Genomic DNA, 22543 nt, shown 5'->3' with positions numbered 1-22543 from the left:
TAGAACTAAGCAATCAAATTAAACACCAGTAAATTAGATTTCTTACTTCTACTTTATGTAGATAACTTACAATTAACTGATGAAGTTAATTACATTATTTAACAACGTAACTATGAGTCTGGGTTAATTATTTAATTCCAACAAATAATTAACCATTCCGATCATACTCCACATCAAGCATATAAAGTTAAAACTTTTAGTATTGATGATGATCGGATAAAGTAAAGAGAACTGAATCAAGCGTAAACATAGGTGAATCGTTACACATTACCCTTATGACACCAAGACTACTTGGGGTTGTATGGTCAAGTAATGAAGTGCACATGGTGGATGCCTTGGCAGTCAGAGGCGATGAAAGACGTGATAGCCTGCGATAAGCGTCGGTGAGGTGGCAATATCCTGTGACCCGGCGATTTCTGAATGGGGAAACCCAGCCAACATAAGTTGGCTATTACACAGTTTACTGTGTAAGGCAAACCGGGAGAAGTGAAACATCTCAGTATCCCGAGGAAAAGACATCAATTGAGATTCCCCAAGTAGCGGCGAGCGAACGGGGAGGAGCCGATCGAATTTACAGTAGCAAAATGGCGTGGGAAAGCCAACCATAGTAGGTGATAGTCCTGTATGCGAAACTGTTTATGAGACATATTAAGTAGGGCGAGACACGTGAAATCTTGTCTGAAGATGGGGGGACCATCCTCCAAGGCTAAATACTCCTGACTGACCGATAGTGAACCAGTACCGTGAGGGAAAGGCGAAAAGAACCCCTGTTAGGGGAGTGAAATAGAACCTGAAACCGTGTGCATACAAGCAGTCGGAGCCCGACCACTTAATCGTTTTGAGGATAACAATGAATTTTTACTACGTCTATGTCATACAAAACGTGGATAATCATGATGAGTTTTATGTTGGTTTTACCACCAATTTAAAACAAAGAATTGATGACCATAACAATGGCACAACTTACTCAACCAGAGCAAGAACATGGCGTATTGTTTATTGTGAAGCCTACATTAACGAACAAGTAGCAAGAAAGCGAGAACGAACCATAAAAAATAATGGTCGTATGAGAACTTTCTTGATGAATCGTGTCAAATCACAATTTGACAATCAGAACGATTAAGTGGTCGGGTGACGGCGTACCTTTTGTATAATGGGTCAGCGACTTATATTCTGTAGCAAGGTTAACCGTTTAGGGGAGCCGTAGGGAAACCGAGTCTTAATAGGGCGAATTAGTTGCAGGGTATAGACCCGAAACCGAGTGATCTATCCATGAGCAGGTTGAAAGTGCCGTAACAGGCACCGGAGGACCGAACCCACTGTCGTTGAAAAGCCAGGGGATGACTTGTGGATAGGGGTGAAAGGCTAATCAAACTCGGTGATAGCTGGTTCTCCCCGAAAGCTATTTAGGTAGCGCCTCGGACGAATACCATTGGGGGTAGAGCACTGTTTCGGCTAGGGGGTCATCCCGACTTACCAAACCGATGCAAACTCCGAATACCGATGAGTAATATCCGGGAGACAGACGGCGGGTGCTAACGTCCGTCGTCAAGAGGGAAACAACCCAGACCGCCAGCTAAGGCCCCAAATTCCTAGTTAAGTGGGAAACGATGTGGGAAGGCACAGACAGCTAGGAGGTTGGCTTAGAAGCAGCCACCCTTTAAAGAAAGCGTAATAGCTCACTAGTCGAGTCGGCCTGCGCGGAAGATGTAACGGGGCTCAAACTAGGAGCCGAAGCTGCGGATTTAATTGTTTCAATTAAGTGGTAGGGGAGCGTTGTGTAAGCCTGTGAAGGTGTATCGTAAGGTATGCTGGAGGTATCACAAGAGCGAATGCTGACGTGAGTAACGACAAAACGGGTGAAAAGCCCGTTCGCCGGAAGACCAAGGGTTCCAGTCCAACGTTAATCGGGGCTGGGTGAGTCGACCCCTAAGGCGAGGCCGAAAGGCGTAGTCGATGGGAAATCGGTTAATATTCCGATACTTGTTTATGATGCGATGGAGGGACGGAGAAGGTTATGTCAGCCTGGCGTTGGTTGTCCAGGTGGAAGGATGTAGTTAGGTTTGGTAGGCAAATCCGCCAGACTATTAATGAGATCTGATAGCAAGCCAGTTTACTGGCGAAGTGGCAAATACCCTGCTTCCAGGAAAAGCTTCTAAGCGATAGTCATAAAGAAATCGTACCCGAAACCGACACAGGTGGTCAGGTAGAGAATACCAAGGCGCTTGAGAGAACTCTGCTGAAGGAACTAGGCAAAATGGTACCGTAACTTCGGGAGAAGGTACGCTGCCGATGGTGATGGAACTTGCTTCCTGAGCTGTTGGCAGTCGCAGATACCAGGCTGCTGCAACTGTTTATTAAAAACACAGCACTCTGCAAACACGAAAGTGGACGTATAGGGTGTGATGCCTGCCCGGTGCTGGAAGGTTAATTGATGGGGTTAGCGTAAGCGAAGCTCTTGATCGAAGCCCCAGTAAACGGCGGCCGTAACTATAACGGTCCTAAGGTAGCGAAATTCCTTGTCGGGTAAGTTCCGACCTGCACGAATGGCATAATGATGGCAGCGCTGTCTCCAGCAGAGACTCAGTGAAATCGAAATCGCAGTGAAGATGCTGTGTACCCGCGGCTAGACGGAAAGACCCCGTGAACCTTTACTACAGCTTTACATTGAACTTTGACCTAACTTGTGTAGGATAGGTGGGAGGCTTTGAAGTGGCGACGCCAGTTGCCATGGAGCCAACCTTGAAATACCACCCTGGTTATGTTGGGGTTCTAACTTAGATATAACAGTATCAAGGACAATGTATGGTGGGTAGTTTGACTGGGGCGGTCTCCTCCTAAAGAGTAACGGAGGAGTACGAAGGTGCGCTCAGAACGGTCGGAAATCGTTCAAAGAGTATAAAGGCAAAAGCGCGCTTAACTGCGAGACCCACAAGTCGAGCAGGTACGAAAGTAGGTCTTAGTGATCCGGTGGTTCTGTATGGAAGGGCCATCGCTCAACGGATAAAAGGTACTCTGGGGATAACAGGCTGATACCGCCCAAGAGTTCATATCGACGGCGGTGTTTGGCACCTCGATGTCGGCTCATCTCATCCTGGGGCTGAAGCAGGTCCCAAGGGTATGGCTGTTCGCCATTTAAAGAGGTACGCGAGCTGGGTTTAGAACGTCGTGAGACAGTTCGGTCCCTATCTACCGTGGGCGTTGGAAATTTGAGAGGATCTGCTCCTAGTACGAGAGGACCAGAGTGGACGAACCTCTGGTGTTCCGGTTGTTTCGCCAGAAGCATCGCCGGGTAGCTACGTTCGGATGGGATAACCGCTGAAAGCATCTAAGCGGGAAGCCCACCTCAAGATAAGATTTCCCTAAAGAGCCGTTGTAGACTACGACGTTGATAGGTTGGGTGTGGAAGCACAGCGATGTGTGTAGCTAACCAATACTAATTGCTCGTTTGGCTTGACCATACAACACCCAAGTGGTTTAAAACTACTTCATGTGCTGTATAAGTAAGTTTAAAGATTTTACCTAACAAGCTTGAATCAATCTTGAATAACTTAACTTAAAAAGTTAAAACTTTAAAAAATTAAAATTTAAAGTAAAAACAAAACAACAGACTCATAAACAGCGTTGTTAATCCTTTTACGCTGACGACAATAGCAAGATGGAACCACCTGATCCCTTCCCGAACTCAGAAGTGAAACGTCTTAGCGCCGATGGTAGTGTGGTTCGCCCATGTGAGAGTAGGTCATCGTCAGCACCTTATTTAAAGCCCCCCTACATTGGAAGATGTGGGGGGTTTTGGTTGAGTTGGGGTGGGTTAAAAAGACAGCAGGACTGTCTTTTGGATGAAAGAAAATTTTATTTAAGAAGAGTGCCAAACCCTGCTTTGAGCTTGTGCAACTTTGGTGGGATGGCAAAGTTACAATAACCTTGAGTGGGATTTTTGGCAAAAAAGTTCTGATGATAATCTTCTGCCTGATAAAAAGTTGGGGCTTTTTCTACGCGTGTGACCACATTAATGCCGTCCGCTTTTAGTGTGGCGATTTTGTCATTGATGATGGGTAAATTCGCTTCATTGTCATAAAAAATCACAGATGCATACTGCGTGCCAATGTCATTGCCTTGACGGTTTAGGGTGGTGGGGTCGTGCGTGGCAAAGAAAATATCTAAAATACTTGATAAATCAATGACCTGCTCATCATAAACAACCTTGATAACTTCTACATGTTCCGTCTGTCCACTGCACACTGATTCATAGTCTGCCGTCTCTGCCTGTCCGCCTGCATAACCACTGGTCACAGAGATAACGCCTTTGACCGCCAAAAATACCGACTCGGTACACCAAAAACAACCGCCCTCTAGGATAATCTCTTGCATAATCACGCCTTTAATTTATGAAAAAACATATTAATAGTGGTAGAATAGCACATATTTTATAAAAATCCAACGACCCATGTCACATAGCGACCACACACCCAGTCCGACCATTAACCCAATCATTCATGCTGGTGCGGACACACTGTTTACCACACCCCTTGACAAACACGCCCGTTTTAGCTTTGATGAGCAGGTGGTGGCGTGCTTTCCTGACATGATACGCCGAAGTGTCCCCGGTTATGGGCAGGTGCTTGCCATGTTGCCGATTTTTGCCCGTCGTCATCTGGGACATCGCCAGCAAAAAAACGGTAAAAAAATCAGCCGTGTCTATGACCTAGGCACATCGCTTGGGGCGGTGCTGTTTGCATTAGCGGGTGAGTTTGGGGCGGATGAAGTGGAGCTTATCGGCATTGACAACTCGCACCCCATGACCGAGCGTGCCACTGCCTTGTTGGGCGAGCATTACCCCAATCATGACATCAGTATCATCTGCGATGACATCAATGAGATGACACTTCAAGAATGCGACATGATTGTGCTGAATTTGACTTTGCAATTTTTACCGCCTGCCAAACGAGCAGAACTTTTGCAAAAATGCCATGACGCATTGGCGGATGGGGGAATTTTGATATTGACCGAAAAAGTGCATTTGCTTGATGAGCAAAATGACGCATGGCAAGTTGAGCGGTACTATGACTTTAAGCGTGCCAATGGGTACAGCGAGCTTGAAATCAGTGGGAAGAGAAACGCCCTAGAAAATGTACTCATCACTGACAGCGAGTATCAGCACAGTGAGCGACTGACGGCGGTGGGTTTTGCCAGACAGATGACGTGGTTTCGCTTTTTAAATTTTATCTCCATCATTGCTTTTAAATAAAGTCTGTATTTTATTTTATCTTGCAAATCATTGATGGTTTTAAAACCCATTTGTAAGATAAATTGTAATTTGCTTTTAAGTATAAATTCATGATGACTTGTTAATTTAAGCAATCTGCCCAATTTTTAACTTTTACATTGATAACCGATGACTACCATTGCTGATTTTGAAAAAGATTTGTATCTGTTTTTATTAAACATTGCCAAAAATAACTCAATCGCCCATGAGTGGCTTGCTCATCTACCGACATGGCTTGGTGATGTCAAGGACAAATCTCGCTACGCTCACGCCCCTTATTATGCATCCGCCATCAATAAATTGCCAGACGTTCATCCTGTGGCGGTGAATCTGACCGATAAAGTCGCCATCACGTTGGGCGATGACTGGCAAATGGGCGAGTATAAAAAAACCACGGCACTGCTAAAAACACTCATGCCGTGGCGAAAAGGCCCTTTTTTTATCGGCTCGGATGATAAGCTCATTCACATAGACACCGAATGGCGGTCAGATTGGAAGTGGCAGAGAGTTGCTCCGCATTTGGATTTGGTGGGCAAGCGAGTACTGGATGTCGGCGGTGGTTCGGGCTATCATGGCTTTCGCATGCTCGGGGCGGGGGCGACATCGGTGGTGGTCATTGACCCGTCGTGTTTGTTTTATCATCAGTTTATGGCAATCAAGCACTTTGTGGGGGCGTGCGACGTGCATTATGTGCCTGTGGGGCTAGAAGCGTTGCCGTCTGGGGGGTGGTTTGATGTCGTGTTTAGCATGGGGGTGTTGTATCATCGCTCATCACCCTTTGAGCATTTAGAGCAGTTAAAGGCTCAGCTACGGCACGGTGGCACGCTTGTTCTGGAAACGCTCGTCGTTGATGGCGATGAACACACCGCTTTGGTGCCGTTTGAGCGTTATGCGATGATGAATAACGTGTACTTTTTGCCGAGCGTGCCTGCATTGACAAAATGGCTTGGCAAGGTGGGTTTTGTTGATGTGCGTTGTGTAGATATTGATGTAACCAGCACTGATGAACAGCGTGCAACCGAGTGGATGAATTATCAGTCATTGGCGGACTTTTTGGACAAAGACGATAAAACCAAGACCGCCGAAGGTTATCCTGCTCCCAAACGGGCGGTCATGATTGCCAAAAAGCCTTAATGTAATTCCATAAATTGATATATAGCGTAGGGATGTGCTGAGCACGTCCTTTAATGACGATAGTTTAGGTATTGCCCTAAATAAACCACGTCTTTAACACAAATTCAATCACGATTTTTAATAAAAAGCCAACAAACCCCGCTCCCAATGCCACAAAAATCCAAAATGTCCCTGCCTTGCCAGCATTGGTGCTTTTTGCCATGTCCCACATGATAAAAAACAAAAAAGCAATGAACGCAGGCAGTAGCCCATACAGTCCAATCTTGACAATCAGTCCTTCGGAAATGGCAACAATCATAAGAACACCTGTGGATGAGTGGGTAAGAATAGTTTATTATAACATAACTTGATAAGATGGCGGTATGGCTTATTTACCCGTCAGCTGTCCTGCTATCCAGCGTTTGACAGGCGGTAAGTGGTTGCTCACTCGCAAGGTTAAGTCCCGCACCGCTTGCATGGGTGTGCTGTCATCAGTAAACATTTTTACCATAAAGTTCGTGCCGTGATACAGGGGGCGGGTGTGGGCTTGGTGGCGGACGTTGTATTTTTGTAGTAGGGCAGGGCTTGCGATGTCTTGCCCTTTGGCGTGAGCATCTAGCATAAGCGTGGCTAGGGTATTTGCCCCCATGATACCTAGATTGAAGCCATGAGCGGTCACAGGGTGCATACCCACCGCACTGTCGCCCACCAAAGCCGAGCGAGTAGATACAAAGGTTTTGGCGTGTACGCCCATGAGTGGGTAGTGATGTACCGTCCCTGCTAGGGTCAGTTTGCCCAAGCGGTCGCTCATCATACGCTGAACTTCTAAGGCAAGCTCATCGGCAGTCATGGCAAGCAGGCTGTCGGCTTGGGTGTTGTCTAGCGTGATGACGCAGTTGGTCAGATGGTCGTGCAGGGGCAGTAGGGCAAGCGTTCTGCCATGCAAAAAGCACTCTTGGGCGGTCGCTCCATTAGATAAAGGGTGCGACACCCGAAAGACGATGACCGTCCGCCCAAAGTCGTTCATTTCAGCCCCAATACCAAGCTTTTTACGTACAAAGGATAAGCGACTGTCCGCCCCGATAAGCAGGTTGGCAGTCAAGGTGCGACCATCTGCTAAGATGACCTTTGCCCCTTGGCTGTCGGTTTTAATGTCTTGGACGGATTGTTCGGTTAGGATTTGTACATTGGGCAAATCCTTGACTTCATCATAAAAAGCTTGCCTGATGTTATGGTTGGAGATGAGATTGCCCAAGCGGTCAATGCTGGTGAGCAGGCTCAAATCTTTTGGCACTTTAAAATGCAAGGCGTAGTTAAAATCACCATTATAAACCTTAGCATCAGCGAGCTTATAAATCTCATCATCGGGTATGCGTTGCCATGCCCCTAGGTTTAGCATAATCTCCCGTGAGCGGTGAGTCAAGGCAATCTCACGCCCGTCATAAGCAGGGTTTGCGATGGTATCTAGGGGGGATTTTTCGATGATGGTCACGGTCAAATCCACGCCCTTAAAATGCCGTGCAAACGCAAGACCTGCCGGCCCTGCCCCGATAATGATGATGTCGCTGTGTGCTGTGTTCATGATAAGCCTTATATGGTGTGGGCAGATTATTGGTGGATTATTGGTGATTGGCAAGTTCGTTTTTTAGGGCGGTTTTTAGCCAGCCTTTTAGGTCGTCAGAGACCTGTGCCATGTGTTCGCCCAAAAAGTCGTCAATTTGCTTGCTAAGTTTGTCCGTAATGCGTGCTTCTAAGGCGTCCAAATCTTTGGGGTGTAGCCGTTGGGCGGAGGCGGATGTCTCGCTAAATAAGGCTTGGGGTGTCTCTAAGTTGTGAATGATACGGGCAGGGATGGGCGTGTCATCTCGGTGGATAAAAAACAAATCTTCAACGGTCTGCCCAAAATCGGCATGGTTAAATTCAAATTCATGGGCAGGCGTACTACCATGGAGCATGTCAATGATGTCATCAAGCTCTTGATGAAAGGCGTTTTTGATGGCGGTGGGGGTGGCATGCCAACGCTTGGTAAACTGGGGGCTAGGCGAGAATGCGGTCATGATTATCCTTGTGGGTTTTTATGCTAGGGCGTGCTGAACGTTGGTATTTGCCATGAAAAATAGGGGAAATCGCCCGTTTTTTCAAGGAAAAAGCGAAGTTTGATAGTTATTCTATCAAACAAGCTTTTATTATGAAAAACAATCCGACCACTTAATTTAAAAAATTAAGTTAAAGTCTTAAAAATTTACACGATTAAGTGGTCGGATAGCCATTTTTCACGCAAAAATTGAGTTAAAGCGTTAAATTCCATCATATTTTTAATAATGTTATCAATGTTCAACACGCCCTATTGTAATGTAAATTGACGGATTTTTAAAGGCAATACTACCAAAGAGTTGATGGTTAATTTTTACCCTGCTGTTCAAAGGCGATAAAAGCTTGGCTTTTGTGGGTTTGCCAGTTGTCGCCATCTTTGATAATAAATAAAGCGATGATGTTATTTTCATCGGCAAGTTTAATGGCGTCATCTTGGGGTATGGCGGTCAAGGCGGTTGCCCAGCCGTCCGCCAGTGCGGTGGTGTCAGCGATGACAGTTACGCTTGGTACGCCATTTTCCACAGGGCTTGCGGTGTGTGGGTTGATGGTGTGGCTGTATGTTTTGCCATCATAGTCAAGCGAGTTGCGGTAGTTGCCACTGGTCGCCATGCTTTGCCCTGATAGGGCAAGGGTGGTCATGATTTCACGGTTGGCGGTGGTGCTACCCATGATGGGCTTGTCAATGGCGAGCGTCCACGGCAGTCCTTTGTCATTGACTCCGCTTGTGGCGATTTCTCCGCCAATCTCCACCATATAATTGGTGATGTTGTACTTAGATTTTAGAACGTCTGCGATTGTATCCACGCCATAGCCTTTGGCAATCGCCGAAAAATCAAGTCCCACACCGTCTTTTGTTTTGGATAATTCATTGCCATTTAGCGTGATTTTATCAAGTCCGATGGTATCACGCACGGCTAGGATTTCAGATTCGGTGGGTGGATTTTGTAGGCGTTCTACGCTCATCTTTGCCCCAAAGCCCCAAAGCTCCACAAGTGGATAGACGGTTGGGTCAAAGCCGTGGTGCGACTTTTTATAGATGAGTCTGCTGTCGGATAAGACTTTGATAAAATCGGGGTCGATTTGTATTGTCTGCCCTGCACTTAGGGCATTAAATTTGCTGATGGTGCTGTCGGCTTGATAAGTAGACATACTGTCGTTTATCTCATCAAGGCGAGCGTCTATGCTTGCCTGTATCTCGTCTGTGGTCGCCTCTTTTGGTAGTTTAAAGGCGATGTGGTAGCTTGTTCCCATCGTTTGCCCGTCTATTTTTTGGTAAGTGGTGGACGGTGGGGTGGGGGTGCAAGCGGATAAAGCGAGGATGAATAATGAGATAAGATATTGATGTTTCATGATTTTTACATATTCTTAATCTACACATAGTAGAAATTGGTGGTGTCGTTAGACGGCTAAAATTATAACATAATACATCATAAAATGATATCTTTGTCATATTACATATTCTTATAAAAAATATTGACAAGACAAATCGCCTTTTATAAAATACAGCTGTACCAAAATAGTACCCAGCCACCACCAAACGGAGATTTTTTATGTTATTTCAAGACTTTACTCATTTATACCCCCTATCAAAAACCGTGCGTTTTGAATTAAAGCCCATTGGTAAGACATTAGAACATATCCACGCCAAAAACTTTTTGAGCCAAGATGAGACCATGGCGGACATGTACCAAAAGGTAAAGGCGATACTGGACGATTATCATCGTGATTTTATCACCAAGATGATGAGCGAGGTGACATTAACTAAACTGCCAGAGTTTTATGAGGTTTATTTGGCATTACGAAAAAATCCCAAAGATGACACATTGCAAAAACAGCTAACCGAGATACAAACCGCTTTACGAGAAGAGGTAGTCAAGCCGATAGACAGTGGTGGCAAATACAAGGCTGGTTATGAACGCTTATTTGGGGCAAAGCTCTTTAAAGACGGCAAAGAGCTTGGTGATTTGGCAAAATTTGTCATCGCCCAAGAGGGCGAGTCATCGCCCAAGCTTCCCCAAATTGCCCATTTTGAGAAGTTTAGTACTTACTTTACGGGCTTTCATGATAACCGCAAAAACATGTACAGTAGTGATGATAAGCATACCGCCATTGCCTATCGTCTGATTCATGAAAACTTGCCACGTTTTATCGATAATCTACAAATACTGGTAACCATCAAACAAAAGCACTCGGTATTGTATGACCAGATTGTAAATGAGCTAAATGCCAACGGTTTGGATGTGTCGCTGGCAAGTCATCTGGACGGCTATCACAAGCTTTTAACCCAAGAGGGTATCACGGCTTATAATACCCTGCTTGGCGGTATCAGTGGCGAGGCAGGTTCTCGCAAGATACAAGGTATTAATGAGCTTATCAATATTCATCACAACCAACATTGCCAAAAATCCGAACGTATCGCCAAATTACGCCCCCTACACAAACAAATCCTAAGCGACGGCATGGGCGTGTCATTTTTGCCAAGCAAATTTGCCGATGATAGCGAGGTGTGTCAAGCGGTCAATGAATTTTACCGCCATTATGCCCATGTTTTTGCCAAGGTGCAAAGCTTGTTTGATAGGTTTGATGACTATCGAAAGGACGGCATTTATGTTGAACATAAAAACCTAAATGAGCTATCCAAGCAGGCATTTGGTGATTTTGCTTTGTTGGGTCGGGTGTTGGACGGCTATTATGTGGATGTGGTGAACCCAGAGTTTAATGAGAGATTTGCCAAAGCCAAAACCGACAATGCCAAAGAAAAACTGACAAAAGAAAAAGACAAATTCATCAAAGGCGTGCATTCCTTGGCAAGCCTTGAACAGGCGATAGAGCATTATATTGCTGGGCATGATGATGAGTCTGTGCAGGCGGGCAAGCTTGGGCAGTATTTTAAACACGGTCTGGCAGGCGTAGATAATCCAATCCAAAAAATACACAACAGCCACAGCACCATTAAGGGTTTTTTGGAGCGTGAACGCCCAGCAGGCGAGCGAGCATTGCCCAAAATCAAATCAGACAAAAGTCCTGAAATGACACAATTAAGACAACTAAAAGAGCTACTAGACAACGCCCTAAACGTGGTGCATTTTGCTAAGTTATTAACGACCAAAACCACGCTAGATAACCAAGACGGCAATTTTTATGGTGAGTTTGGGGCGTTGTATGATGAGCTTGCCAAGATTGCCACGCTTTATAACAAAGTGCGTGATTATCTGTCCCAAAAGCCATTTAGTACCGAAAAATACAAATTAAACTTTGGCAACCCGACATTATTAAACGGTTGGGATTTGAATAAAGAAAAAGATAATTTTGGGGTTATCTTACAAAAAGACGGCTGTTATTATTTGGCTTTATTGGATAAAGCTCATAAAAAAGTATTTGATAATGCTCCAAATGCAGGTAAAAGCGTTTATCAAAAAATGGTTTATAAATTATTGCCCGGTCCTAATAAAATGCTACCAAAAGTATTTTTTGCCAAGAGTAATTTGGATTATTATAATCCTTCTGCCGAACTGCTGGATAAATATGCACAAGGCACGCACAAAAAAGGCAATAATTTTAATCTAAAAGACTGCCATGCGTTGATTGATTTTTTTAAGGCGAGTATTAATAAGCACCCAGAATGGCAACATTTTGGTTTTGAATTTTCGCCAACCAGTAGCTATCAGGATTTAAGCGATTTTTATAGAGAAGTTGAGCCACAAGGTTATCAAGTAAAATTTGTGGATATCAACGCCGAGTATATTGATGAGTTGGTTGAGCAGGGTCAGTTGTATTTATTCCAGATTTATAATAAAGATTTCTCGCCCAAGGCTCACGGCAAGCCTAATTTACATACTTTGTATTTTAAGGCGTTATTTAGTGAAAATAATCTTGCCAATCCAATTTATAAATTAAATGGCGAGGCGGAGATATTTTATCGCAAGGCGTCTTTGGATATGAATGAAACCACCATTCATCGTGCAGGCGAGGTATTAGAAAATAAAAATCCTGACAATCCCAAAAAGCGTCAATTTGTCTATGACATCATCAAAGACAAACGTTATACCCAAGATAAGTTTATGCTACATGTGCCTATTACCATGAATTTTGGCGTGCAGGGCATGACGATTAAAGAGTTTAATAAAAAAGTTAATCAAAGCATACAACAATATAATGATGTCAATGTAATAGGTATAGACCGTGGTGAGCGACATCTGCTATATCTGACCGTGATTAACAGCAAAGGCGAAATCTTAGAACAGCGTAGTCTCAATGACATCATCACCACATCGGCAAATGGCACACAAATGACCACGCCTTATCATAAGATACTGGACAAAAGAGAAATAGAACGCCTAAATGCTCGTGTCGGTTGGGGCGAGATTGAGACCATTAAAGAGCTAAAATCGGGCTATCTAAGCCATGTGGTACATCAAATCAGCCAGCTTATGCTTAAATATAATGCTATTGTGGTGTTAGAGGATTTAAATTTTGGATTTAAGCGTGGTCGCTTTAAGGTGGAAAAGCAAATTTACCAAAACTTTGAAAACGCCTTAATCAAAAAACTAAATCATTTGGCATTAAAAGACAAGGCAGATGATGAGATTGGCTCATACAAAAACGCCTTACAACTGACCAATAATTTTACCGACCTAAAAAGCATTGGCAAGCAAACAGGCTTTTTATTCTATGTGCCTGCATGGAATACCAGTAAAATAGACCCTGCAACGGGCTTTGTGGATTTGTTAAAACCACGTTATGAAAATATCGCTCAATCGCAAGCGTTTTTTGGTAAGTTTGATAAGATTTTTTATAACGCAGACAAGGGTTATTTTGAATTTTATGTGGATTATGCCAAATTCACTGACAAAGCCAAAAACTCTCGCCAAACATGGGTCATTTGCTCGCATGGCGATAAACGCTATGTTTATGACAAAACCGCCAATCAAAATAAAGGGGCGACCATTGGCATTAATGTCAATGATGAATTAAAATCGCTATTTGCTCGTTATCACATCAATGACAAACAACCAAATTTGGTTATGGATATTTGCCAAAATAACGACAAAGAATTTCATAAATCGCTGATGTACCTGTTAAAGGCATTGCTTGCATTGCGATATAGTAACGCCAGTAGTGATGAAGATTTTATTTTATCGCCTGTGGCAGATGATAAGGGTGTGTTTTTTAATTCGGCATTGGCAGATGATACACAGCCACAAAATGCGGACGCCAATGGGGCATATCATATCGCATTAAAGGGCTTATGGTTATTAAATGAACTAAAAAACAGCAATGATTTGGATAAAATCAAACTTGCCATTGACAATCAAACATGGCTAAACTTCGCTCAAAACCGCTAATCGCTAAAAGCTCAGTTTCGGCTGGGCTTTTTATTTGGGAGATAGTATGGAACATCATACGTTAAATATCAGCCAATTAAATGATTTTATTTTTTGCCCCTATTCGATTTATCTACATAACGTCTATCAGGCATTGGACGATGATACATATCACGATACGCCACAAGTCAAAGGCAAAATCGCTCATGAGGGCGTGGATAATGGCACATACAGCACCAAAAAGTCCGTTATCACTGCCATGGCGGTGCATTCGGATAAATATGGCTTGACAGGTAAAATCGACCAATATTTTGCCGATAGCAAAAAACTCATCGAACGCAAACGCACGATTAAAACCATTTATGACGGCTATAAATTACAGCTTTATGCCCAGTATTTTTGTTTGATAGACATGGGATTTGAAGTGGATTATTTGGGTTTTTATTCGATGACGGATAATAAAAGCCACGCTTTGGCGTTGCCTGATGATGAGATTATTGATTGGTTTGAAAGTCATTTATACAAGATACGTCATTACAATCCCATGACTGATGACATTCATATCAATATCAATAAATGCACCCATTGTATTTATCAACCTTTGTGTGATAAGACGGACTAAATAAGGATAATCCATGCTTAGTATTTCGGACATCAAAGAAAAACAGATGATATTGTTAAATAACTTGGAGGGTGGTTATCATCTTTGCATTTCACAAGGCAATATCATCATCAAAAATAAAGACAGCGATGAGACATTAACCAAAATCACCCGTCATAAAGCCATGGCTTTGATGATTATTGGGTATTGTACGCTGACTAATGTGTTGATTGAATTTTGTCAAAAATATGGCATTGCCTTGATTTTGTTAAATTCAAGATTAAGACCGATTTTATTTGTCAGCTCTTTTGGTGAGGCAAATTATCTATTAAGGCAGAAGCAATATGCTATTGGCGATAATCAAACCTTGAATTTTGCCAAACATTTTATAGAACAAAAAGCCAATAATTCTATCACTTTATTAAAAGGCATTCGTAAAAAAGACGATGAATTACGCCAAATGATAGAAATATTGGCTGATTATCAAAGGCAGATTGGTCAAACCAAACATTTGGATGAATTAATGGGCATAGAGGGTAATATTGCCAAAAGTTATTTTAAACATCATTTTGGGCAATTAAAACACATCTCTTGGAAAGGCAGAAAACCACGCCTAAAAATAGACCCTGTCAATGTGGTGCTGGATATGGGTTATACGCTGTTGTTTAATTATATAGAGGTAAATTTACGATTATTTGGTTTTGATGTTTATAAAGGCATGCTTCATCAGCTTTGGTATAGAAGAAAATCTCTGGTATGTGATTTGGTTGAACCATTTCGCTGTATCGTGGATAAGCAGGTATTGACATCATTTAATCTTGGGCAATTTAAAACAGAGCATTTTAATCAAATAAAAATGCAATACCAACTAAAACCTGAACATCAAAGAACTTATAACGCCATTTTAATGCAGGCAATCATCGCCCATAAAGTACCAATATTTGTTTATATCAGGGATTTTTATCGTGCATATATGAAATATGCTGATAAAGATATGGTATTTGACGAATTGGTTTTGATGTTGCCAAATTTTGACATACAAGCAAATGGAGAAGATGTATGATAATCGTCAGTTATGACATCAGTGATAATAAAGTGCGTGGACGATTTGCCAAATTTTTAATGCAATATGGCGACAGGTTGCAATATTCGGTCTATGAAATTCAAAACAGCGAACGCATTTTAAACATCATCACCGAAAAAATAAAAGCAGAATTTGAGTCTTTATTTACAGGAGCGGATAGCGTCATTATCTTTCGGTTTACAGAACGTGAAGTATTAAGATTTGGTCATGCCAAACATCGTAATGAGGATTTGTTAATTTTATAAAAATCCTTGGCAAAAATGATGAGGTTTGTTATAATAAGAGATCTAAATCACACCCAAATGTTTACTTTACAAACCTAAGTCTTAATGTGTGATTTATCATGTTTTGGCGGTAAAAATGATGATTTTTTGTACAAAAAACTTGCTAATTTCTCAAAAAATCATTAAAAATACCCCAAAACGGGTCTAACGACCTTTTAAATTTCTACTGTTTGTAGATGTTAAACGTTCAAAGAATGGTTGCAAAGTCTAACGACCTTTTAAATTTCTACTGTTTGTAGATGGCGAGACTGCGTGCCGTGTGCGATGTGTGTCTAACGACCTTTTAAATTTCTACTGTTTGTAGATACCAAATCTTTATAATGCTCTTTTAGGTGTCTAACGACCTTTTAAATTTCTACTGTTTGTAGATAAGTACTTTTAAGGTCTTAGGCGACTGTCTAACGACCTTTTAAATTTCTACTGTTTGTAGATACCTGTAAAATCAATGGAGAAAACCCATGTCTAACGACCTTTTAAATTTCTACTGTTTGTAGATTCTTAGCACAGGTCGCATCACCAAAGATGTCTAACGACCTTTTAAATTTCTACTGTTTGTAGATAGTGGCGTTGTAAAGTGTATGATGATTTTGTCTAACGACCTTTTAAATTTCTACTGTTTGTAGATATGGCAAAATCAATAACCCTAGCTTTTAGTCTAACGACCTTTTAAATTTCTACTGTTTGTAGATAGATATGACAGGAGAAAGATATGAGTCAAGTCTAACGACCTTTTAAATTTCTACTGTTTGTAGATGCAATAATGTTTATGCGTGTGAAGTGATTGGTCTAACGACCTTTTAAATTTCTACTGTTTGTAGATAATTAGGTATTGACAAGCCCCAAAAGGTTTGGTCTAACGACCTTTTAAATTTCTACTGTTTGTAGATACTATCATTATAGTCGTGGTTTTTGAAGTCTAACGACCTTTTAAATTTCTACTGTTTGTAGATACAACTAAATTTCCCATAAAATCAATACGTCTAACGACCTTTTAAATTTCTACTGTTTGTATTGGCGTTTAAGATGATTAACCCCACTGCCTGTCCCGAAACGCTACTGCCGTGTCTTTGGCTTTTTTGATGGCAAGTTTGCGGTTATGACTGGCGAAGAGCTTTAACTGCCACAGTTTTTCTTGGTATAAGGTCAGATGGTCGCTTGGGTGCATGCGATTGATAAGGCGTTTGCTCGCCAGTACCGCATCAGGTGAGCGAGTGGCAATCTCATCGGCTAGGGCTTTGGCACGTGTCATCGGTTCATCATCGAGATGGGTGATGAGTCCGTAGTCGTAAGCGGTCTGGGCATCAAGTAGGCGAGCGGACATGGCAAGCTCTTTTAGCTTATCCTTGCCGATGTCTTTGGCAAGACGGGTCAATCCCATGTCAGCGACCAATCCCCATTTGGCTTCAAGTACTGACCATGTCGCTGATGGGTGGCTGATACGTACATCCGCCCCCATGGCAAGCTGTAACCCCGCCCCAAGGCATACGCCATCGACCACGGCAATCACTGGTACAGGCAGGCTCTGCCAAATCAAGCACACCTTTTGAAACAAGCTAGGGGCTGGCTTTATCAGCTCTTTGGTGGCAAAAATCATGTTCTTAGGCGAGCCAAACACCGCCAAATCCAGCCCACTACAAAAATCCGCCCCGCCCGTGATGATGACGGCACGCACCGATTTGTCCGCCTTGATGTGGCGAGCGGTCTTGATTAACTCTTGCATCATCACAAAGTTCATGGCGTTCTTTTTGTGGGGGCGAGATAAGGTGATGATGGCGATGTGGTTGTCATGGCTTAGCGTGAGTGTTTGCATGAGGTCTCCTTTGTTATGCTTTATACCATTTTCCAAGGTAGGGTATCTTCATCATCATGACCGCCCGACTTAGGTATTGATTCAAGGGTGGATGAGTCCATCGCCCCATTTGCCAAAAAGTCTTCGATGTCAATATTTTCAAGGCTTTCTAGGGCGTCGATGAGTGAGCGGTAACTGGGGCGAATGCTGATGAATTGCCCTGCTGATGTGTCGCCCAAATTGGCACGGCACTTTTGTTCAAAGTCTTCTGCTGTGGCTCTAAGGCGTGGCACACCCGTGTAGCGACTGCCCCCGACCAGCCGATGTGTGATGTCAGCAAGGGCGACTCTGTCTCTGTCTGCCCACGCTCGTTCTAGGGCGAGCTTTTCGCTCTCGCTACTCTCAATAAGTAGTGAGAGTAAGGTTTTGGCAAGGTCATCTTTGTTGGCAGAGCGTGCCAATGCGTCCGCCCAGTCGATGTCAGGTAGGGTGGATTTGGTTTTGTCAGGCTTGTCAGTTTTATGGGCGTGCTTGCCCTGTTGGGGGGTCAACCCATTGTCACCCACACCTTTATCCATGCTTTTATTTGTGTCTTTATCTGTGCCGTCACCCATGTCATCGCCCGTCAGCTCGCCCATCTCGCCCATCTTGCCATAGGGCGTACCTGCAAAGTCGGGCGTGCCGTCTGTGGGGGTAATGACAGGTCTGCCCGACTCGCCAAGCCAGCGTGAGAGTGTCTGCACCAGCTGTTCATGCCCGATGGGTTTGCCAACATAGTCGCTCATACCTGCCGACACCAGTCGCTCTTTTTCATCAGACTGACCGTGGGCAGTTAGGGCGATGATGGGGACAGGGGGATGGTTGTGGCTCTCTTCGATTTTGCGGATTTGGATACTCGCTTCTAATCCTGACATTCTGGGCATTTGAATGTCCATAAAAATCAAATCAATCCGCTCGCCCATGCTGATGGCACGGGTCATGGTCTCGATGGCATCAAAACCATTATGGGCGGTGATGACTGTCACGTCAAGCTCGCCAAGCAGGGCTTCTAACACGAGCAGGTTGGGTGGATGGTCGTCCACTGCCAGCACCCGATGACCCGAGAATTTACTGATGGGGGTATCCTGCATGGGCTTGCCATCGGCGAGCATGGCGATGAGTTGGCGTTTGTCCATGGGTTCGTAGAGTGCGTGCGTTTGGTATTTGTCCAGTAGGGCGTTGTCCATGCCCACTTGATAGCCATAGGCGGACAGTTTGCCCTGATAGCGAGAGCGGATTTGGCGAAGGATGGCACCGACATCATCCAAGGACGCATCCTGCCCAAAATAGTCCACAATCACCCAGTCAAAGCCATGCCCCGCCTTGTCCAGCTGTTCTAACAAATCAGCAAAGCCGATGGCAAAATGCACGTCCACATCCGACCCTGCCAAGGTTGCTTTTAGTACTTGAATGGCGGGGGCATGGTTTATCCATACCAACAGCTTGGTTGGGGCAAGTTTTGTTAGGCTGTATAAATCATCATCGGTGCCCGTGTCATCAGGAGCTTGCACGCTTGCACCACCCAGATGAATGGGCATCTCAAACCAAAACGTCGCCCCTGTCTTGGCGATGTTTTCGCTGTTATTGTCATAAAAACCTATCGTTCCGCCCATCAGCTCGGTCAGTTGTTTGCTAATCACAAGCCCCAGCCCCGTTCCGCCATAACGACGGGTTACTGACAAATCGCCTTGGCTAAAACTCTTAAACAGCGACGCTTTGTCATCATCGGACACGCCCTTGCCCGTGTCTTCAACGCTGATGTGCAGGTAGCCATCATTGTCATCGGACAGTCCCACACGCACCACCACGCCCCCTGTATCGGTGAACTTGATGGCATTGCCAACGAGATTGGTTAGGATTTGTTTGACTCGCAGACTGTCGCCTGTCACACGGTTTGGCACGTCATTATAAAACAGCACCGACAGCCTAAGGTGCTTTTCTAGTGCCATGGGCGAGAGCATGTCCACCACGTCATAGATGGCAGAGTATAGGTCAAATCCATGACTGTCTAGCACGAGCTTGTCTGCTTCTAATTTTGAAAAATCAAGCACGTCATTGACCAAAGCGAGCAGATGGGCGGATGATTTTTTGATGGTTTGGACGTACAGGCTTTGCTCGGCACTTAGACCGTGGCGACCATCGTGCCGACCATCGTGCCGACCATCGTGCCGAGCCAGTAGGTTGATAAAGCCGTCAATGCTGTTTAATGGCGTGCGCAGTTCATGACTGATGTTTGCCAAAAATGCCGACTTGGCATGGCTAGATGACACCGCCAAATCCCGAGCCTTGCGAATGGAGATGGTCTGCATTTCCATCTCATCTAGGGCGTGCTGTAAATCCTGTTCGGTCTCATTGGCGTGGGTTTTTAGCTCATTAAAACTTGCTGACAGTCGTCTCATGGCTTGGACAAAGTCCCGTTGTAGTAGGGAGAACTCGCCATCGGCATTGGTCTTGATGGGTTTGTCGATGTTGTCGCTATTTAGCTTTTGCAAAAACAGACGCATTTCATAAATCGGGGCAATCCAGCGTTTAGAATAGATATTTAAAATGAGCAAAAGGAGCAGTAGCGTGGTCAAGCCCGTGATGGCAAGGGCAAGCACCACCCGATAACTGGTGATGGTCAAAGACTCGTCATCCATCTCAACAACGACATAATAAGGCGTGCCATCAAACATCATCTGCCTGCCATAGCTTGTGCCATAAGTGCTGCGATAACGCTCAAAATTGCCTTGATATCTATTCATGACCCCAAGCAGTTCATCACTGGCAAATGGGATATCATCATCATAACCGCCATAGCCAAAAAGCAGGCGGTAGTTTTCATCAAAAATCGCCATACGTCTGACCTGCTGGGGCGATATTTTATGAAACCATTCGTCAAAGACAGGAATGTTTGTCGGCACGCCTGTGCTTGTCGTCTGACTTTTTAAGTCGGCAAAATGACGGGTCAAGCGCATCTCATAGCGGAGCAGGGCGGTGCGTGCCAAAGCGTCCTGTTCGGAGAGTACCGCCTGTCTGACTTCACGAAAAACAAGCACTCCACCGACCATCGCCAAGATGACTATCGGCAAAAACACAAGGGCGACTAATTGCCCATAAGCACTGCGTAGGTTAAAAGGGGTTTTTTTCATGAGTGGGCTATGTTATCAGGCAGATGGTATAGTGTAGCATAATTTCAAGGTGAATTTTAGGGGTAATTTTAGGGCTAATTTAGGGGGTTTTAAGATGATTTTTAAGGCAAATTTACCGCTAAATTTAACGGTAAAAATCCGTTTGTGCTATAATGTCGCCATTTTATTATACAGATGACTACCTAGCCATGACTGATTTGATTGCCCCAAACGCCCTAAACCGTACCCTGTCCCACACCGTTGGTAACACGCCCCTTGTCCGTTTGACACGCCTTGCCACAGACGTAAACGCTGATATTTTTGCCAAATTAGAAGGTAATAACCCCGCAGGCTCCGTCAAAGACCGTCCCGCCTTTAATATGATAAGTGAGGCCCAAAAACGGGGGCAAATCAAACAAGGCGACACGCTCATCGAAGCCACAAGCGGTAATACAGGTATTGCCCTTGCCATGGTGTCCGCCATGCTCGGCTACAAGATGACCCTTATCATGCCGTCCAACTCCACCCAAGAGCGTAAAGACGCCATGCGTGCCTATGGAGCGACCTTGATAGAAGCGGACAATATGGAAATGGCTCGTGATATGGCACTTGCCATGCAAGCGGACGGCAAAGGGATTGTCCTTGACCAATTTAACAATGACGACAACTGGCAAGCCCACTACAAAACCACCGCCCCTGAGATTTGGGAGCAGACAGGCGGACGGATTACGCATTTTGTCAGCAGTATGGGGACGACAGGCACGATTATGGGCGTGTCTCGCTTTTTAAAAGAAAAAAACCCTGATATTCAAGTGATTGGTTTACAACCGTCAGACGGCTCAAACATCGCAGGGATACGCCGTTGGGAGCCTGAATATTTGCCCAAGATTTTTGATAAATCGTGGGTGGATACGATTATGGATATTGACCAAACAGATGCCGAACACTATATGCGAGCCTTGGCACGCACGGAGGGGATATTTTGTGGGGTATCAAGCGGTGGGGCAGGCTTTGCAAGTTACCAAATCGCCAAACAAATCAAGGCAAACGACCCCAAAGCCGTGATTGTCTTTATCGTCTGTGATAGGGGGGATAGATACCTGTCTACGGGGCTGTTTGGGGTGTAAAAGCAGGGCTGGTTTTATGGTTTTGGGTGTGTTTACGCCCAATCATTTGTTAAACACGGAGTGATTTATGCTTTATCCATTTGATGTCGTTAAATCTTATGCCAAAATTGCACTGTGCCTAGTTGGGTTGGGTAGTTGTGTCTTTGCTCACGCCAATTACAAAGTCATGGCATACGGCAATGGCGATGACCACGAAATCCAAATAAAAGCCGAGCAAGGCGACAAAGACGCACAGGCTTTTTTGTGTGAAGTTACTGCCCAAACGCACCTTCACAATCCCAATGCCGACCGCATGATATATTGGTGTCAAAAATCTGCCGAGCAAGGCGTGGCAAAATCCCAATACCGCATGGGCGAGTTTTATTATAAAGGCACAGGCGTAGCCCAAGATTTTGACAAAGCACGTTATTGGTTGGAGTTGTCCGCCAATCAGGGTTTTGCCCATGCCGAGCTAAACTTGGGCGTGCTGTATTTTCAAGGAAATGGCGTGCCTGTGGACTATGAAAAGGCGGTCTATTGGTATCGAAAATCTGCCAATCAAAACAACCCAGCCGCCCAACTATATCTGGGCAATCGCTATCTAAATGGGCAAGGCGTAAAACAAAGCGATAAATGGGCAAAGCATTGGTATCAAAAAGCCTGTGATAATGACGAACAAACCGCTTGCGATTATTTAAAAGAGCTTGCTCGATTGAACCGTTAAGCAACA

General features: G+C 44.3%; 15 protein-coding genes, 2 rRNA genes and 1 CRISPR repeat array. Of the genes, 10 read left to right on the top strand and 7 right to left on the bottom strand.

Translation table 11 applies throughout. The features are described from left to right. Positions 1-303: 303 nt before the first annotated feature. A 23S ribosomal RNA gene (locus tag AAHK14_RS02465) occupies positions 304-3461 on the top strand. Between the two features lie 179 nt (positions 3462-3640). Continuing rightward, positions 3641-3754 (top strand): 5S ribosomal RNA (gene rrf, locus AAHK14_RS02460). Positions 3755-3855: 101 nt separating this feature from the next. Here rrf and msrA read toward each other — a convergent pair. After that, positions 3856-4374, bottom strand: a complete 519-nt coding sequence (msrA, locus tag AAHK14_RS02455; RefSeq protein WP_065256566.1) for a peptide-methionine (S)-S-oxide reductase MsrA — start codon at positions 4372-4374, stop codon at positions 3856-3858. 76 nt (positions 4375-4450) lie between these two features. On the opposite strand from msrA, the gene cmoA reads away from it, so the two are divergent. Then, positions 4451-5251, top strand: coding sequence for a carboxy-S-adenosyl-L-methionine synthase CmoA (gene cmoA, locus AAHK14_RS02450; RefSeq protein ID WP_065256567.1), 801 nt, complete (start codon positions 4451-4453; stop codon positions 5249-5251). Positions 5252-5398: 147 nt separating this feature from the next. After that, positions 5399-6403, top strand: coding sequence for a tRNA 5-methoxyuridine(34)/uridine 5-oxyacetic acid(34) synthase CmoB (cmoB, locus tag AAHK14_RS02445; RefSeq protein WP_194092705.1), 1005 nt, complete (start codon positions 5399-5401; stop codon positions 6401-6403). A 76-nt stretch (positions 6404-6479) separates the two neighbouring features. Here cmoB and AAHK14_RS02440 read toward each other — a convergent pair whose 3' ends face one another. The 4 genes from AAHK14_RS02440 to AAHK14_RS02425 form a co-directional block, all read right to left on the bottom strand. Further along, a complete protein-coding gene (locus AAHK14_RS02440) occupies positions 6480-6701 on the bottom strand; it encodes a DUF2788 domain-containing protein (RefSeq protein ID WP_062501070.1) in 222 nt (73 codons plus the stop codon). 69 nt (positions 6702-6770) lie between these two features. Next, entirely contained in the window at positions 6771-7964 is a 1194-nt protein-coding gene (ubiM, locus tag AAHK14_RS02435) for a 5-demethoxyubiquinol-8 5-hydroxylase UbiM (RefSeq protein WP_115247863.1), read from the bottom strand. Between the two features lie 37 nt (positions 7965-8001). Next, positions 8002-8439 carry a hypothetical protein gene (locus tag AAHK14_RS02430; protein ID WP_194092704.1) on the bottom strand — a complete coding sequence of 146 codons (438 nt, stop codon included), beginning with the start codon at positions 8437-8439 and terminating at the stop codon, positions 8002-8004. Positions 8440-8782: 343 nt separating this feature from the next. Continuing rightward, on the bottom strand, positions 8783-9826 hold the full coding sequence (locus AAHK14_RS02425; RefSeq protein WP_115247862.1) for an FAD:protein FMN transferase: 1044 nt from the start codon (positions 9824-9826) through the stop codon (positions 8783-8785). A gap of 200 nt (positions 9827-10026) precedes the next feature. Here AAHK14_RS02425 and cas12a point away from each other — a divergent pair, with 200 nt between their 5' ends. From cas12a to cas2, 4 genes are read left to right on the top strand one after another with little or no spacing between them, the layout of a single operon-like run. Then, entirely contained in the window at positions 10027-13821 is a 3795-nt protein-coding gene (cas12a, locus tag AAHK14_RS02420; protein ID WP_194092703.1) for a type V CRISPR-associated protein Cas12a/Cpf1, read from the top strand. Positions 13822-13867: 46 nt separating this feature from the next. Then, on the top strand, positions 13868-14422 hold the full coding sequence (gene cas4, locus AAHK14_RS02415; protein WP_083108366.1) for a type V CRISPR-associated protein Cas4: 555 nt from the start codon (positions 13868-13870) through the stop codon (positions 14420-14422). A 13-nt stretch (positions 14423-14435) separates the two neighbouring features. Next, on the top strand, positions 14436-15464 hold the full coding sequence (gene cas1 / locus AAHK14_RS02410) for a type V CRISPR-associated endonuclease Cas1 (RefSeq protein ID WP_065256573.1): 1029 nt from the start codon (positions 14436-14438) through the stop codon (positions 15462-15464). After that, entirely contained in the window at positions 15461-15730 is a 270-nt protein-coding gene (cas2, locus tag AAHK14_RS02405; RefSeq protein WP_062499110.1) for a CRISPR-associated endonuclease Cas2, read from the top strand. Before cas1 ends, cas2 begins: the two co-directional genes overlap by 4 nt. Positions 15731-15911: 181 nt before the next feature. After that, a CRISPR array of direct repeats spans positions 15912-16783; the repeat unit is 36 nt; unit sequence GTCTAACGACCTTTTAAATTTCTACTGTTTGTAGAT. Between the two features lie 13 nt (positions 16784-16796). Here cas2 and AAHK14_RS02400 read toward each other — a convergent pair. Further along, entirely contained in the window at positions 16797-17579 is a 783-nt protein-coding gene (locus AAHK14_RS02400; protein WP_065256574.1) for a crotonase/enoyl-CoA hydratase family protein, read from the bottom strand. A gap of 20 nt (positions 17580-17599) precedes the next feature. Further along, positions 17600-20728, bottom strand: a complete 3129-nt coding sequence (locus AAHK14_RS02395) for an ATP-binding protein (RefSeq protein WP_065256575.1) — start codon at positions 20726-20728, stop codon at positions 17600-17602. A 188-nt stretch (positions 20729-20916) separates the two neighbouring features. On the opposite strand from AAHK14_RS02395, the gene cysM reads away from it, so the two are divergent. Next, positions 20917-21834 carry a cysteine synthase CysM gene (gene cysM, locus AAHK14_RS02390; RefSeq protein ID WP_065256581.1) on the top strand — a complete coding sequence of 306 codons (918 nt, stop codon included), beginning with the start codon at positions 20917-20919 and terminating at the stop codon, positions 21832-21834. Between the two features lie 67 nt (positions 21835-21901). Continuing rightward, positions 21902-22537 carry a tetratricopeptide repeat protein gene (locus AAHK14_RS02385; RefSeq protein ID WP_065256576.1) on the top strand — a complete coding sequence of 212 codons (636 nt, stop codon included), beginning with the start codon at positions 21902-21904 and terminating at the stop codon, positions 22535-22537. The last annotated feature ends 6 nt before the right edge of the window (positions 22538-22543 follow it).

The sequence above is a fragment of the Moraxella sp. K1664 genome, assembly GCF_039693965.1.
Classification (GTDB): domain Bacteria; phylum Pseudomonadota; class Gammaproteobacteria; order Pseudomonadales; family Moraxellaceae; genus Moraxella.
Note: the sequence above shows the minus strand (reverse complement) of the source record. Positions and strands in the feature narration are given on the sequence as shown.